This is a genomic window from uncultured Maribacter sp., from assembly GCF_947496775.1.
GTDB lineage: Bacteria > Bacteroidota > Bacteroidia > Flavobacteriales > Flavobacteriaceae > Maribacter_B.
The window spans coordinates 1-16,055 of the sequence record NZ_CANMDU010000012.1; the positions used below are offsets into that span (position 1 = coordinate 1).

Below are 16,055 nucleotides of genomic sequence, written 5' to 3' on the forward strand. Positions count from 1 at the left end.
CCTAACAACATTCTTACGCTTGTCTTTACAATATTTCAATGAACTCTAATACACTAACCAAAGCTAGCTTATTGTCTTTTTACTTAAGTTATTTCCCTAAGCGGCTGCAAATATATAACTGTTTTTTAAACTGACAACATTAAATTTAAAAAAAATTTATTTTTTATTTAACCTTATCTAAAAACAGCTTTTCAATGAACTTACAACTCTTAATTACCAGCAAACAACTCAATCAAGCTTATTGTTTGCGGGCTGCAAATGTACACCTCTTTTTATTTCTCACAAACCATTTTTAATATTTATTGTAAAATATTTTAAACCCACATACAAAACAACTAAACAACAACCACTTACAACAAAAAAAAATACCAAAACCACAACTTAACTCCTAAACAAAACCAATACTAACCCCAGAACACACCCATATAAAACCTAAATGGAAACAAATACCAACTAAAACAACCCCCCCCCCCCATAAACCCAACAGAAAACAGAAAAACATATATAGAACATTATACAAAAGCATTATTCCTATTATATACAGCTAAAAACATATAAAGTATATTGCCCGCTTCAAAGCAACATACTATCTTTGCATCCTTATAGTTAAAAAGCAGGAATGATTAAGATTACACTACCAGATGGCTCGATAAAGGAGTTTGCAAAAGGCACTACCCCAATGGAAGTAGCTAAAAGCATAAGCGAAGGATTAGCTAGAAACGTAATTTCGGCGAAATTCAACGACACCACATTAGAAACAGTATCCCCGCTAAATGAAGATGGAGCCTTAACCCTTTTTACCTGGAACAATCCTGAAGGCAAGAAAGCTTTTTGGCACTCTAGTTCTCATATTGTAGCTCAAGCAATTGAAGAACTATATCCAAACGCTAAATTAACTATTGGACCCGCAATTGAAAACGGGTTTTATTATGATGTTGATTTTGGAGACAATAACATCTCCGAAAAAGATTTTAATGCTGTCGAAAAAAGAGCTATTGAAATAGCTAGAGGAAAGCACGATTTTAAAATGCGTTCTGCTTCCAAAGCGGAAGCTCTTGAATTATACAAAACGCAAAACAACCCATACAAGGTAGAACTTATTGAAAATCTTGAAGACGGAACAATAACTTTCTGCGATCATGATACTTTTACGGATTTATGTCGAGGAGGACATGTTCCAAATACGGGTATCGTAAAAGCAATTAAAATACTCAGTGCTGCCGGAGCATACTGGAGAGGTGATGAAAAAAACACACAACTTACTAGGATATACGGTATTTCTTTTCCTAAACAAAAGGAACTTACAGAATACCTTCACTTACTAGAAGAAGCCAAAAAAAGAGACCATAGGAAACTAGGCAAAGAATTAGAACTTTTTACTTTTTCTCAAAAAGTAGGACAAGGATTACCTTTATGGCTTCCTAAAGGTGCTGCTTTAAGAGAAAGACTAGAACAATTTTTAAAGAAAGCTCAAAAAAAAGCTGGATATGAAATGGTTGTTACACCGCATATTGGACAAAAAGAACTATATGTAACCTCTGGTCATTATGCAAAATACGGAGAAGATAGCTTTCAACCTATAAAGACCCCTAAAATGGATGAGGAGTTTTTATTAAAACCTATGAATTGCCCTCACCATTGTGAAGTTTATAATTTTAAACCTCACTCTTATAAAGATTTACCAAAACGCTTTGCTGAATTTGGCACTGTATATCGTTATGAACAAAGCGGAGAACTACATGGTTTAACAAGAGTTCGTGGATTTACGCAAGATGACGCTCATATTTTTTGCACACCAGACCAATTAGCTGAAGAATTTAAAAATGTAATTGATTTAACCTTATATGTATTAGGTTCTTTAGGGTTTGATAATTTCACCGCACAAGTTTCTGTTAGAGACTTAGACAATCCGGACAAATATATTGGAGAAGTAGAAAACTGGGAGAAAGCAGAAAATGCTATAATTAACGCTGCAAAAGAAAAAGGCTTAGATTTTATTATAGAAAGCGGAGAAGCTGCTTTTTATGGTCCTAAGTTAGATTTTATGGTGAAAGATGCTTTAGGAAGAAGCTGGCAATTAGGAACTATACAGGTAGATTACAACTTACCTGAACGTTTTGATCTTAACTATAAAGGTAGTGATAATGAGCTTCACAGGCCTATAATGATTCACAGAGCTCCTTTCGGAAGTTTAGAACGTTTTATAGCATTAATGCTCGAACATACAGGCGGAAATTTCCCTTTATGGTTAATTCCAGAGCAAGCTATTATCTTGCCAGTTAGTGAGAAACATGAAATATATGCCGAAAAAGTTTTTAATTCCTTAGAAAATAACGAAATTCGCGCCCTTGTAGACCGTAGAAATGAAACTATTGGCAAGAAAATACGAGAAGCCGAAATGAGCAAAATACCATTTATGCTAATTGTAGGAGATAATGACCAAGAACAAAATACCATCTCTGTTCGAAGACATGGAGGAGAAGATATAGGCGCCATCAGCATAGAGAAGTTTACAGACTTGGTAAATAATGAAATAAATAGTACCTTAAAGTCGTTTTAAAAAAAATAAGTTTAATTAAAATATTGAAGTCATAGCAATTAGAAAAAGATTTAGGCCACAACCTAGAAGGGAAAACAAAAACCCACACAAAATCAACGAGCTCGTTATTTCCCCTAACGTTAGATTGGTCGGAGATAATGTAGAGGTTGGTGTATACACATTGCAACAAGCAATGGCAAAATCGGAAGAACTAGGTTTAGATTTGGTAGAAATTTCTCCAAAAGCTGATCCTCCAGTTTGTAAAATTATTGATTACAAGAAATTCCTTTATGAGCAAAAAAAGCGAGAAAAGGTTATGAAAGCGAAAGCTTCCAAGGTTGTAGTTAAAGAAATACGATTTGGACCTAACACCGATGATCATGATTATGAATTTAAAAAGAAGCATGCCGAAAAGTTTTTAGCTGAAGGAGCTAAACTAAAAGCATATGTGTTTTTTAAAGGACGATCTATAGTTTATAAAGATCAAGGAGAAATTTTATTATTAAGACTTGCTTCTGAATTAGAAGAACTAGGAAAAGTAGAGCAAATGCCTAAGTTAGAAGGTAAACGAATGACTATGTTCATTGCTCCAAAAACCAAAAAATAAGAACTAATTTTTGTCTTTTTAGATTTTAAAATTAGAATATATAGCATACTGAATATCTGCCTATTTAATCGTAGGCAGTTTCAGCATAAAACAGTGAGATAATTTAATACATAGGAGAAAATGCCTAAACAGAAAACAAAATCCAGTGCTAAAAAGCGATTTAAGCTTACAGGTACTGGTAAGATCAAGAGAAAGCACGCTTTTAAGAGTCATATTTTGACTAAAAAATCTAAAAAGCGTAAGCTTGCGTTAACACATTCAGCATTGGTACACCAAGCTGATGTTAACAGCATAAAAGAACAGTTACGTTTAAAGTAATTATTCTTTTCGGTAAACAGTTATTAACCCTGGAGTTAGGCAATTAAAAGAGTCGAGCAATCGTCCGCCTACTACAAAAAACAATTTAAATTATGCCAAGATCAGTAAATGCAGTAGCTTCAAGAGCCAGAAGAAAAAAGGTAATGAAGCAAGCCAAAGGTTACTTTGGAAGACGTAAAAACGTTTGGACAGTAGCCAAAAATGCGGTTGAAAAAGCAATGTTATATGCTTACAGAGATCGTAGAAACAAAAAAAGAACTTTCCGTGCACTATGGATTACCAGAATTAACGCTGGTGCTAGATTACATGGAATGTCTTACTCACAATTTATGGGAAAAGTAAAAGCTAATAACATTGAACTTAACAGAAAAGTTCTTGCAGATTTAGCAATGAACCACCCAGACGCTTTTAAAGCAATTGTAGAGCAAGTTAAATAAATTAAGAACGTTATCTCACTATAAGAAAATCCGATTCTAACGAATCGGATTTTTTTATATTCTAAATTTAGATAGAAATTCCAGAAACTGTTAGCACCAAATTTCTTCCCGAAGCGTTATTTCTATGTTCACAAAGATAAACACCTTGCCAAATACCCATATTTAATACTCCATTAGTTATAGGAATTTGAACCGAAGCCCCCAATAAAGAAGCTTTAATATGTGCTGGCATATCATCAGGGCCTTCATAATTATGCAAATAATAAGGCATATTTTCTGGCACCATTTTATTTATATGACTTTCAAAATCTTCTCTAACTGTTTCGTCCGCATTTTCATTTATTGTTAAACTGGCAGAGGTATGCTTTATAAAAACATGTAAAACACCGACTTTGATTCTCTTGATCTCTAAGAATTGATTTAAAATAACATCTGTTACCAAATGAAAGCCCCTACAATATTTCGGCAAACGTATTTCTTTCTGAATATAAACCATTGTAAAATTCTATTAAAAAAAGCAAACTAACTCTAGGAATTAAAATCTCGATTATAAAGTAAAAATAAGATTTACTGACGTAAAATTAACACCAATGAAATACCTTTACAAAAAAAGAAAAAGAATGGATTTATCTAAAATAAAAATGGTGGTCACAGATATGGATGGCACTTTGCTAAATTCTAAGCATGAAGTAAGTGACCGCTTTTTTGAATTACACCAAAACTTAAAAGATAAAGGTATTCAATTTGTAGCTGCAAGTGGTAGACAATACAACAGCATAATCGACAAGCTTTCCCCTATAAAGAATGATATTATTGTCATTGCAGAAAATGGAGGTTTTGTTATGCAACAAAACAAGGAACTTTTATCTACCCCCCTTCCCTCCTCTATTAAAAACAACATTTTGAATCTAATAGATACAATGAAAGATGTTCACCCTGTTCTTTGTACAAAAAACAAAGCTTATCTTCTTAATTCATCTAAAGAATTTGCTCAAAAATTAAAGGAGTTTTATTCTGCCTATGAGATGCTAGAGGACTTAAAAGATTACAAAGGCGAAGTTTTAAAAGTTGCCATATATCATTTTGAAAGTTCTGAGCATTATATTTATCCGCATGTAAGGCATTTAGAAGAAAATATTAAAGTAAAAGTATCTGGTCAAAATTGGCTAGACTTATCAGATTTTAATGCCCACAAAGGGCACGCGTTAAAAAAAGTACAAGAACTTTACCATATTTTACCAGAAGAAACTATGGTATTTGGAGACTATAACAATGATTTGGAAATGCTAGCCATGTCTAAATATAGTTTTGCTATGGCTAATGCTCATAAAAATGTAAAAGAAACTGCTAATTACAGAACGGAAAGTAATGACAACTTTGGGGTAGAACGCATCTTAGAAAAACTTATTCGGAGTTAAATTACGTTTTTTGCTTCTTTTTTCTCGCTGCTGGAAACAACACATTATTAAGAATTAAGCGATATCCAGGGGATGTAGGGTGCAATTCTAATTCTGTTTTTGGGTCTCCTACCCTATGCTGATAATCTTCTGGATCATGCCCACCATAAAAAGTAAAAAAACCCTTGCCTTTTATACCATGAATATATCTTGCTTCATTATTAACTTTATTCTCCCCCAATACTAAAACTGTAGGTTTAATTTGCTCTCTTGAAAAAGAAGTAGTTTGCCCCATAAAACCTTTTACTAAAGAGGTATGGTTTTGACATAACATTGTTGGCACTGGATCCCATTTTGCAGAAAAATCCATTAAGGAAAAATAATCCGTTTCTTTAGATATACTCCTTCTTTTACTTGTCATATCTATAGAAGAAAATTCATATTTTAATGGGTTTCTTTCTAAAATAAAATCTTTAAAAGCGAACGACTTATTAAAATCTAATTTACTTTGGTAGTTAGCTTCAGATGGGTCACCATCGAACATAGGTTCACAAATATCGACTCCATCTGCAGCTAAAGCAATATCAAAACTATCGGTTGCGGAGCACATAGCAAACATAAAACCACCCCCAATTACATAATTTCTAATTTTTAATGCAACTGCTCCTTTTTCTTCGGAAACTTTAGAAAAGCCAAGTTTAATAGCTAACTCCTCAGCATTTTGTTTCCCTTCTATATACCATGGTGTTGCTCTATAGCTACCATAGAATTTTCCGTATTGTCCGGTAAAATCTTCATGATGTAAGTGCAACCAATCGTAAAGAGCCAGTTTATCTTGAATTACTTCTTCATCATAAACGGTTACATAAGGAATCTCTGCATAGGTAAGCACCATAGTTACCGCATCATCCCAAGGTTGTTTACTTTTAGGAGAATACACAGCAATTTTAGGAGCTTTTTCTAAAATTACTGCCTCTTGGTTTTGCGAGGGACTACTTATTTCTTGCAATATTGTATTCGCCTGGTCATCCGATAAAATTTCAAAAGACACACCACGAATTTGACATTCTTTACGAATAACCTCTCCATCGGGCAACAAAAAAGAGCCACCTCTATAATTAAGTAACCATTGTACTTTTTGCTGTTTTGCAAGAACCCAATAGGTTATTCCATACGCCTTTAAATGATTTTTCTGGTACTCTGCATCCATTGGGATAAGAATTGAAGAAGCAGATAAAGAAAATAATGAACAAGCAAAAAATAAAAAACATATTATCTTTTTCATAAATACCAATAGTATAATCTATAATCAAAGATAGCCTAAAAACTAATGGTTTTTAAAGACAAAAAACTTATTCCAGGAATTAATTAATGCTTAAAAAGGTACATCATTATCATCCGGAGAACCGTCATTCATAGAACTTCCAAAAGCTTCGTTAGGATTTGGGAGGTTTTTAGTTACAAAAGGATTATCCTCATCTTCATTCATTTTCGATTGGAACTCAAAAGGGGAATCAAAATCATCTAAATTATCAAACTTACCTTGGTTACCAATAAATTTAAGACGAATATTCTCTAAACCACCATTCCTGTGTTTTGCAACAATAAACTCTGCCTGCCCTGCTGTAGGACTTTGTTCTTCATCATCCCACTCATCAATCTTGTAGTATTCTGGCCTATAAATAAAAGAGACAATATCAGCATCTTGTTCAATGGCTCCAGATTCCCTTAAATCGGATAATACAGGTCTTTTACTTCCTCCACGAGTTTCCACAGCACGTGATAATTGCGAAAGAGCAATTACAGGCACATTTAGTTCTTTTGCTAGAGCTTTTAAGTTCCTAGAAATTGTAGATATTTCTTGTTCTCTATTCCCTCCTTTTTGACTACCACCAGCGGTCATAAGCTGCAAATAATCAATCATAATCATTTTAATGTCGTGTTGCGAAGCTAATCTTCTACACTTTGCTCTTAAATCGAAAATAGAAAGAGAAGGAGTATCATCTATAAACAAAGGAGCTGCTTCTAAAGATTTAACTTTTACGTTTAATTGTTCCCACTCATGTTTCTCTAACTTTCCCGTTCTTAATTTTTCAGAAGACAATCCAGTTTCTGATGATATTAATCTGGTAATTAGCTGTACCGATGACATTTCCAGAGAAAAGAATGCAACTGCAGTATTAGAATTTACTGCAATATTCCTCGCCATAGATAATGTTAAGGCCGTTTTACCCATACCTGGACGGGCTGCCACAATAATCAAATCACTCGGTTGCCAACCAGAAGTAAGTTTATCTAGTTTATCGAAACCAGAAGCAACGCCACTCATTCCTTCTTTTCCGGCGATTTCCTCAATACGTTTTTTTGCCTGTATTACTAAGTTCTGAGCAGTTTCGGCTGAACGTTTAAGGTTTCCCTGTGTTACATCGTATAATTTAGATTCCGCCGTATCTAATAAATCGAATACATCTGTAGACTCATCATAAGCCGATTCTATAATCTCCCCAGATATTTTAATTAAACTACGTTGTATAAATTTCTGAAGTATTATACGTGCATGAAACTCTATATGCGCTGAAGAAGCGATCTTTTGTGTAAGTTTTATTAGGTAAAAATCACCTCCTGAACTCTCTAATTTACCGTCCTTCTTCAATTGTGTGGAAACGGTTAATAAATCTATAGGCTCCGAAGTTTCAAACAATTTAAAGATAGCTTCAAATATATTCTTATGGGCTTCTTTGTAAAACACATCTGGATGAAGAATATCAATAACATCATCTACCCCCTTTTTATCAATCATCATAGCACCAATAACAACCTCCTCTAAATCAACTGCTTGAGGTGGTATCTTACCCCTTTCTAAATTAATTAGGGTAGATTTATCTACTTTACGACCAATAACTGGGTTTGGTTTTTCCATGAATACGAAAATATACAATTAACCTTTAGTTAACATGGATTTTTATGCTTACGATATCCACAGTTACTTAAGATTCTCTGTTAATAAGTTACAAAATTATGTTGATAACAAAAAAAATCCGGAATTTAAGCTTTCCGGATTATACGAAACTAGACAAAAAATGCAATTAGCCATTAAAGACTCCCATATTTGCATATTTATCCATTCTTTTACTTACTAAGTCTTTTGGTGATAACTTTTTCAATTCCTCATACTGGTTAAAGATTTTGTTTTTCACTGTTTCGAAAGTTTCTTCTCTATTAGAGTGAGCACCTCCAATAGGTTCTTTTACTATTTCATCGACTATATTCATTTTTTTCATGTCTGGAGCTGTCAATTTCAAAGCTTCTGCTGCTCTTTCTTTAAACTCCCAGCTTCTCCACAAAATAGAGGAACAAGATTCTGGAGATATAACCGAATACCATGTATTTTCTAACATTAAAACGGAGTCTCCCACTCCTATACCTAAGGCTCCACCGGAGGCACCTTCACCAATTATAACTACGATAATTGGAACTTTAAGACGTGTCATCTCTAAAATATTACGAGCAATTGCTTCTCCTTGACCGCGCTCTTCGGCTTCTATACCTGCATAAGCACCTGGCGTATCTACAAAACAAACTACTGGCACATTAAACTTCTCAGCAGATTTCATTAATCTCAATGCCTTTCTGTACCCTTCTGGATTTGCCATACCAAAATTACGGTATTGCCTTGTTTTAGTATTATATCCTTTTTGCTGACCAATAAGCATAAAACTTTGATTGTTTATTTTTCCTAAACCACCAATCATTGCCTTATCGTCTTTCACATTCCTATCTCCATGTAATTCTAAAAAAGAATCTCCACAAATAGCGTTAATATAATCCAAAGTATAAGGCCTGTTTGGATGTCTGGATAACTGCACACGCTGCCAAGCAGTAAGGTTCTTATATATAGTCTTACGTGTATCTGCTAGCTTTTTTTCAATTTTCTTGCAAGTTTGTGTAACATCTACATCGCTCTCTTCGCCAATAATTACACACTTATTCAACTGTTCTTCCAGCTCTTTAATAGGAAGTTCAAAATCTAAATATTCCATAAGTCAAATAGGTTTCGTTAGTTTAAGTCAACAAATATAAAACTTTAATACAAATGGTATCCCTTAGTTTTTCTTTAATTTTTTTCTATTTTTCAGAATAGCATTTATAACCACAGTTCCAAGTATAATCAGAGCGCCAACATAAAACATAGAGTTTAACTCTTTATTTTCTCCTAGAATAATAAATGCCATGAAAATACCATATACTGGCTCCAAATTTGTGGTAAGCATTACTGTATAAGGAGTTAGGAATCGCATTACTTTTACTGAAGCTATAAAAGCGTATGCAGTACAAATCGATGCCAAAATAAACAGATACAACCAGTCTTTACTAGAGACTTTAAAAAAGTTTAAATTAAATTCTCCTGCGATTAAAAAATAAATAGACAAAAATAGTACTCCCGCTCCTAACTCTACAAATGAAATAATAGAGGGAGTGTCTGTTTTTACCAGTTTACCATTTATTATTGAAAAAGTGGCTGCCAAAAATGCAGATATTGCTGCTATAACCATACCATACCAGTTTGCCAAATCGACTCTAAAAATTAAGTAAAGACCTAATATAACCACTAAACCTAAAAGGATTTCGTATTTTATTATTTTTCTACCGTACCAAATAGGCTCTAATAAAGATGTAAAAAACGCTCCTATAGACATGGTTGCTAATGCAATAGATACGCTTGAAACCTTAATTGCCATAAAAAAGGTAAACCAATGCAATGCTACTACTATCCCACCAAAAAACATCCATAAAAAAGATTTTTTAGAAAGTTTAAAACGCAATTTTGAAAACAGAATATACCCACCTATTAATAAAAATGCAATTAACATTCTAAACCACACTAATCTTAGAGCATCTACGGAAATAAGCTTTCCTATAACCGCGGTAAACCCCCAAATAAAAACTATAAAGTGAAGGTGAATTAAATTTCGAAGCCTATCGTTTTGCATTTTGCAGTAAATAAAACGCTAATAATCCAAATACAACATTTGGAATTACTACAGCTAATAGTGGCGAAAAACCAGATTGTTCTGCAAGAGTACCAAAAACTTTATCAAAAAAGACGTAAACAAAAGCTACCAATATTCCAAAAGCTAAATTTACACCCATACCACCTCTTCTTTTAACGGAAGAAACTGCTACTGCAATTACCGTCAAAATAAATGCAGTTAATGGCAAAGCCCACCTTTTATATTTAACCAGAATATACGTGTTTATATTGGACGCTCCTTTTCTTTTCTGATCTTCAATAAAAGTATTAAGTTCAAACAAATTTTTAGTTTCTGCAACATAGGAAACAGGGGTTAAATCATCTATCTTAAAGGCAAACAATGTATCTAACCTTCTTTTACTTTCAATAATAGCCGTATCTCCAACAATGGTTCTTTTTTTATAGGAGGTAAGTCGATAAATACTGTCCTTTTCTACCCATCGAATATTAGATGCAGCAATTTTAAATTCTAAATTATTTTCTTTATCAAAACGCTCGTAAGTAAAATTATTACCTATTTGTCTTGCCGGATTAAAACTACTTACGTAAATAAAATCAGTTTCGTTTAATTGATTAAATATATTATTTGTAACACGGTCTTGTTTCCCTTTTTTTAGGTATTTATATTTAAATTCGTTAAAACCAAGACTAGCTTTTGGCACTAGAAACATTGTTGTAAAAAACATAAGTATGGCCACCAAAGTAGCCCCTATCATATAAGGTCTTAAAAATCTGTTATAAGAAACACCGGAACTAAGAATAGCTACAATTTCTGTATTGTTTGCAAGTTTGGATGTAAAATAAATAACCGAAAGAAACAAAAATATTGGAAATAACAAGCTACCTATATACACTGTAAAATGCATATAATATATAAGTATTTCATTTACTGGAGCATCATTTGCTGACATTTTGCCATTCTGCTCTGCATAATTAGCCATGATACCAATAGGAATAAAAAGCAATAACATAACCGTAAATGTGGCTAAATATCGTTTTAAAATGTATCTATCTAGTATCGTTAACATTATAATCTTTTATCCATTTGTTTTACCATTGTATCTTTCCAGGCTCTAAAATCTCCCGCAATAATATGTTTTCTAGCCTCACGCACTAACCACATATAAAATCCTAAATTATGTATTGTAGCTATTTGCTTCCCCAAATACTCATTTGCAGCAAACAAATGTCTTAAATAGGCTTTAGAATATTCTCTATCTACAAAAGTAGTCCCGTCTGGATCAAGCATAGAAAAATCATCTTCCCACTTTTTATTTTTAATATTAATAGTACCGTGGGCTGTAAATAACATTCCATTTCTTGCATTACGAGTAGGCATCACACAATCGAACATATCTATTCCTAATGCAATGTTTTCAAGTATATTAATTGGTGTTCCTACCCCCATTAAATAACGTGGTTTATCTTCTGGAAGAACTTCGCAAACCACTTCGGTCATTCCATACATTTCTTCTGCTGGTTCGCCAACAGAAAGTCCCCCTATTGCGTTTCCTTCTGCACCTGCATTCGCTATATATTCTGCGGATTGTCTTCGTAAATCTTTATAAGTAGACCCTTGAACTATCGGAAAAAATGTTTGAGTATAATCATACTCAAAAGGAGTTTTATCTAAATGCTTTATACACCTATCTAACCATCTATGGGTCATATGCATAGAACGTTTAGCATACTTATAATCACATGGGTATGGGGTACATTCATCAAAAGCCATAATAATATCTGCTCCGATTACTCTCTGTATCTCCATTACGTTTTCTGGAGTAAACATATGATACGAACCATCAATATGCGATTTAAACTTTACACCCTCCTCTTTTATTTTTCTGTTCGCAGAAAGAGAATATACCTGGTACCCTCCACTATCGGTTAAAATATTACGGTCCCAACCCATAAATTTATGCAAGCCTCCTGCTTTTTTTAAAATTGGGGTCTTGGGCCTAAGGAATAAATGATAGGTATTTCCTAGAATTATGTCTGGATTAATTTCTTCTTTTAACTCCTTTTGATGAACTCCTTTAACAGAAGCTACTGTGCCCACTGGCATAAAAATAGGTGTTTCTATAGGCCCGTGATCGGTAACCATTGTTCCTGCTCTAGCCTTGCTTAGAGGATCGGTATGATGTAATGTAAATTTCAAATCTTTATTTAAGTTCACAAATATAATCAACTAAGACGCATAAAAAACCTAAGAAAAAGATAAAGATGAAAACCAAAGTAAAATATAGGCTCTCTAGCTTATAAATCTAAATGTTAATTGTACTTATGCTCTTATTAGATTAACAATAATGAACTATAGGCATCGTTTACCTATTTGAGAAGAAATAAACAATGGTATCATTTTTGTGCTATTGAACTATTTAAAAACAAGAACATTATGAAAAAAACAATTGTATTGGCAGTACTAACTTTGTTAAGTTTTTCTGCTTTTTCCCAATCCGATTCTGGGTTCGGAATACTTGGCGGACTCAATTTTAGTGCAAATGGAGATTATATTGCTTCTGCTACAGAGGCTGCCGAGAATCCAGATAGAAATATTGGCTACCATATTGGTATTTTTGGCAAACTAGGAAATAGATTTTATGTACGACCAGAATTGGTTTATACCAAAACAAAATCTGACTACGACGGAGATACTTTTGATATGAGTAAATTAGATGCTCCCATATTGGTTGGGACAAAAATAATTGGACCTTTGCATGTATTTGCCGGACCAGCTTTCCAGTATATTTTAGATTCAGAGTTTGATGGTATTAGCATAGACAACATAGAAAATGATTTTTCTATAGGGGTTCATATTGGTGCAGGTGTAAATCTAGGTAAATTAGGAATTGATATTCGTTACGAAAGAGGTATGAGCAGCAACGAAGCTAAATTTATTAATAACAACATTAGCACTATAGAAGAAAGCAGATTAGATACGAGGCCTGACCAAATAATTTTAAACCTTTCTTTTAAAATATAAATGTATTCTTTTATATGCCGTATTAAAAGAGCGCAGTATTTTATAAAAAATTAAGCCAGAGCATTTTTTTGTTCTGGTTTTTTGTTGTTTAATTATTTTTTTTAGCAGTTGCCAAATCAATTACATTGAGACAACTCCAATCTTTTCCTCTTCCACCTATTCCATAATTGCATACCTGTCTACTAAAACTACAACACAACCCTTATTAATGCCTGGATTATACATCTTAATTTGTTTTTAATTAAATAGATACAATAAATAGAAAGAACAAAAGATTAAGAATCATAGAGTTCCTTATTTCTAAAACATAGTAACTTTTATTATTTAGACAAAACAATTCCTTTTACGTCTGCTTTATAATTAACAAAAGAGTTCCAAGGGCCATTTAACCATAGTAATACTTTATGCCCTTCCCCAGCAACAACAATTGGTCTTATATTTCTATATTTAGATTTAGATGTAACTGCCTCCCAATTAATAGTTGACACATCATCGTTCATGTTAATTTTAGCCGTGTAAATTTCATGAAGCCCACCTAAATCTTCTCCCGTGGAAGGATTTACATCTGTAGATATATATACTCTTGAAACATCTTCGGGATCAAAAGCCATTAAACCAGTGTAGCTGCTCTCCATTGTATACAAGCACTTTCCCCCATATGCAATTTCTCTATCAATCCATTTTTCTCCATTCCAAGAAGCAATCCGAAAACGATGATCATCATTACTTAAATATAAAGAATACCCCATATGCGGGTTGTTATTTTTATCTTTCCCTGTAGCACAGGACCAAGCACTGTTTATAACACTTTCAAAACCCTTCTCTTTCTTTTTAGTTTCACTTCCTTTATATATTTTCTCAGCTTCAGTCGTATTTAAAGGCTTTTCAAAATCTTTTATCTTTGTTCCGTCTACATTATAAAATGCACCATTAGAAAATTCAGCGTAATACAAGCTATTACCATATCTTCTTGGATGACCATCTGTAAATGAAATTCCGATTGTATTTTCATCCTTTTGAAAATAGCGTGTGTACGGCCTTTGTCTCCCGTCAACATTATCTTCTATAAAATGCAAACTATTAGTACTCCAAGTATCTCCATGATCGGACGAGGTAATAAACGCAGGGTTAAACGTTGGTCCATCTCTAAAAAAATTATACAATAACTTTTCGTTTTCTAAATAATACAAATTCATATACGTAACTCCTTTATCCTCTTTATAAGTATGGATATACTCTTTTATATCTCCCCATTCCAGATAATTACCTACCGAAGAAACACTATAATAATGCTTTTTTTCATTGGCGTGTTTAGCCCACATTGCTAAAATACTCCCATTTGGTCTAACATAAAGAGCTGGAACGTCATGATCATCTGCTTGGAAATTTTTATCTAAAACTATAGTTCCTTCCTTTATATTATCTTTTAAATTATAAACCCCAATTTTAACATCTCCTGATCGCCCACTTAACCCTCCAAAAACTAATTTACCATTCTTTATTACGGCTCGCGGATCTTGATACCAGCACCAACCTCCATCTTCCATAAATGTTGTAAATAAGGATGTATTCTCTTTTGCTATTTTTTTAGACTCCTTAATTTCAGTAAATTTATAAACCTCTGCAGAGGCCGCTAAAAAAGCGCCAACACCATATACTTCTGTGTACTCTTTATAACTATTTCCGGGTGCTGCTCCTACAGGTTGTATATAGCCTACTAAACCTTCTGGAGTAACGCATTTTGTTAATGCGTGCCACCCCTTTAACATTACGGGCTCATAAACTTCCTTGCTTAAAATCCCTTGATTAATTCCCCAAGCCAGACCATAAACAAAAAAAGCTGAACCACTTATTTCCTTTACTGGGTATGCCTCTTCTCCTCCTAATAATCCGGAGGACCAAGTACCATCTTTTCGTTGGGTATTTTTTAAAGTTGCTGCCATTTTCGCAAAAAGGTCAACATAAAATGATTTCCCTTGCCAATCCTCAGGAAAATCAGGGATCATCAGTGCCAAACCGCCAAAAACCCATCCGTTTCCTCTTGACCAAAATATCTTTTTCCCATTTTGCTCTTTTTTATCCAAATAGGAGGCATCTCTAGAAAATAAATGTTCTTTATTATCCCAAAGTAAATCATATGTTTTATGATATTGCTTATCCATAAAATTTAAATACTTTGTATCCCCTGTAGATTTGGCTAATCCTGCCCAAACGGGTGGGGCCATAAAAAGGGCATCGCACCAATCCCAATGTAAACTATCCACTTTTTTACTACCCAAAATTGAATCAAACTGTTTTCTCATAGGTTTTAATAACCTAGGATGCCCGTATAGTTTGTGCATCTTTAAATACATTTGGCCAACTGCATGGTCATCTGCATGATATAAACGATTATACAGTTCCCATTTGTTATTTTCTCCTATATCATATAACCACTTTTCATATGTAACATCCGGGTTAATTTCTGCCCATTCGTACATTCCTGCATAAAGTGCGGCATTAGTCCATTCTAATTCATGGTGCTTATCTCTATTATGCCATTTCTTCTGCTCTTCTTTAGGAGGTAAAGCCCTATATTTTCCCATATCATCAAAAGTAGAAATTTGCCAATCGGCTACTCTATTAGCTATCTTCTCCACTTCCATAGTTGATGGTAATTTTGGTTTTGAATTACACCCCACTAGAAAAAATAATATTAATACATAAACAACTTTGCAAAATTTAATATTCATCAATATTTAT

At 33.5% G+C, this 16,055-nt stretch carries 14 protein-coding genes; 6 read left to right on the forward strand and 8 right to left on the reverse strand.

All coding sequences use genetic code 11. The annotated features are described in order from the left end of the window. Positions 1-619: 619 nt before the first annotated feature. The 4 genes from thrS (at position 620) to rplT (ending at position 3,901) form a co-directional block, all read left to right on the forward strand. Positions 620-2,560, forward strand: coding sequence for a threonine--tRNA ligase (thrS, locus tag Q0856_RS16075; protein ID WP_298506697.1), 1,941 nt, complete (start codon positions 620-622; stop codon positions 2,558-2,560). Positions 2,561-2,597: 37 nt separating this feature from the next. After that, entirely contained in the window at positions 2,598-3,146 is a 549-nt protein-coding gene (gene infC / locus Q0856_RS16080) for a translation initiation factor IF-3 (protein ID WP_298475106.1), read from the forward strand. A gap of 120 nt (positions 3,147-3,266) precedes the next feature. Then, positions 3,267-3,464 (forward strand): 50S ribosomal protein L35, encoded by a 198-nt coding sequence (gene rpmI, locus Q0856_RS16085; RefSeq protein WP_298472386.1) that lies wholly within the window; start codon positions 3,267-3,269, stop codon positions 3,462-3,464. A 92-nt stretch (positions 3,465-3,556) separates the two neighbouring features. Beyond that, complete coding sequence (rplT, locus tag Q0856_RS16090; protein ID WP_298472389.1) at positions 3,557-3,901, forward strand: 50S ribosomal protein L20; 345 nt, start codon at positions 3,557-3,559, stop codon at positions 3,899-3,901. Positions 3,902-3,968: 67 nt separating this feature from the next. Here rplT and Q0856_RS16095 read toward each other — a convergent pair whose 3' ends face one another. Further along, entirely contained in the window at positions 3,969-4,397 is a 429-nt protein-coding gene (locus Q0856_RS16095) for a secondary thiamine-phosphate synthase enzyme YjbQ (protein WP_298472391.1), read from the reverse strand. A gap of 94 nt (positions 4,398-4,491) precedes the next feature. On the opposite strand from Q0856_RS16095, the gene Q0856_RS16100 reads away from it, so the two are divergent. Continuing rightward, a complete protein-coding gene (locus tag Q0856_RS16100; RefSeq protein ID WP_366139614.1) occupies positions 4,492-5,319 on the forward strand; it encodes an HAD family hydrolase in 828 nt (275 codons plus the stop codon). Between the two features lies 1 nt (position 5,320). Here the strand turns inward: Q0856_RS16100 and Q0856_RS16105 are convergent, their stop codons facing one another. The 6 genes from Q0856_RS16105 to tgt all read right to left on the reverse strand — a co-directional run bounded on the left by Q0856_RS16105 (position 5,321) and on the right by tgt (position 12,488). Then, positions 5,321-6,583, reverse strand: coding sequence for an asparagine synthetase B (locus Q0856_RS16105; RefSeq protein WP_298506700.1), 1,263 nt, complete (start codon positions 6,581-6,583; stop codon positions 5,321-5,323). Positions 6,584-6,673: 90 nt separating this feature from the next. Then, on the reverse strand, positions 6,674-8,218 hold the full coding sequence (gene dnaB / locus Q0856_RS16110) for a replicative DNA helicase (RefSeq protein ID WP_298506702.1): 1,545 nt from the start codon (positions 8,216-8,218) through the stop codon (positions 6,674-6,676). A 166-nt stretch (positions 8,219-8,384) separates the two neighbouring features. Continuing rightward, on the reverse strand, positions 8,385-9,338 hold the full coding sequence (locus Q0856_RS16115) for an acetyl-CoA carboxylase carboxyltransferase subunit alpha (protein ID WP_298506705.1): 954 nt from the start codon (positions 9,336-9,338) through the stop codon (positions 8,385-8,387). A 63-nt stretch (positions 9,339-9,401) separates the two neighbouring features. Further along, entirely contained in the window at positions 9,402-10,289 is an 888-nt protein-coding gene (locus tag Q0856_RS16120; RefSeq protein WP_298506708.1) for a DMT family transporter, read from the reverse strand. Next, the gene (locus Q0856_RS16125) at positions 10,276-11,358 is read right to left on the reverse strand and encodes an LptF/LptG family permease (RefSeq protein ID WP_298472409.1); all 1,083 of its coding nucleotides are present in this window, start codon (positions 11,356-11,358) and stop codon (positions 10,276-10,278) included. Before Q0856_RS16125 ends, Q0856_RS16120 begins: the two co-directional genes overlap by 14 nt. Then, the gene (gene tgt, locus Q0856_RS16130) at positions 11,358-12,488 is read right to left on the reverse strand and encodes a tRNA guanosine(34) transglycosylase Tgt (RefSeq protein WP_298472412.1); all 1,131 of its coding nucleotides are present in this window, start codon (positions 12,486-12,488) and stop codon (positions 11,358-11,360) included. The genes Q0856_RS16125 and tgt overlap by 1 nt, the downstream gene beginning before the upstream one ends. Positions 12,489-12,725: 237 nt before the next feature. Here tgt and Q0856_RS16135 point away from each other — a divergent pair, with 237 nt between their 5' ends. Continuing rightward, complete coding sequence (locus Q0856_RS16135; protein WP_298472415.1) at positions 12,726-13,313, forward strand: outer membrane beta-barrel protein; 588 nt, start codon at positions 12,726-12,728, stop codon at positions 13,311-13,313. Between the two features lie 320 nt (positions 13,314-13,633). Here Q0856_RS16135 and Q0856_RS16140 read toward each other — a convergent pair whose 3' ends face one another. Continuing rightward, positions 13,634-15,958 (reverse strand): glycoside hydrolase family 88 protein, encoded by a 2,325-nt coding sequence (locus Q0856_RS16140; RefSeq protein WP_298506712.1) that lies wholly within the window; start codon positions 15,956-15,958, stop codon positions 13,634-13,636. Positions 15,959-16,055 lie beyond the last annotated feature (97 nt).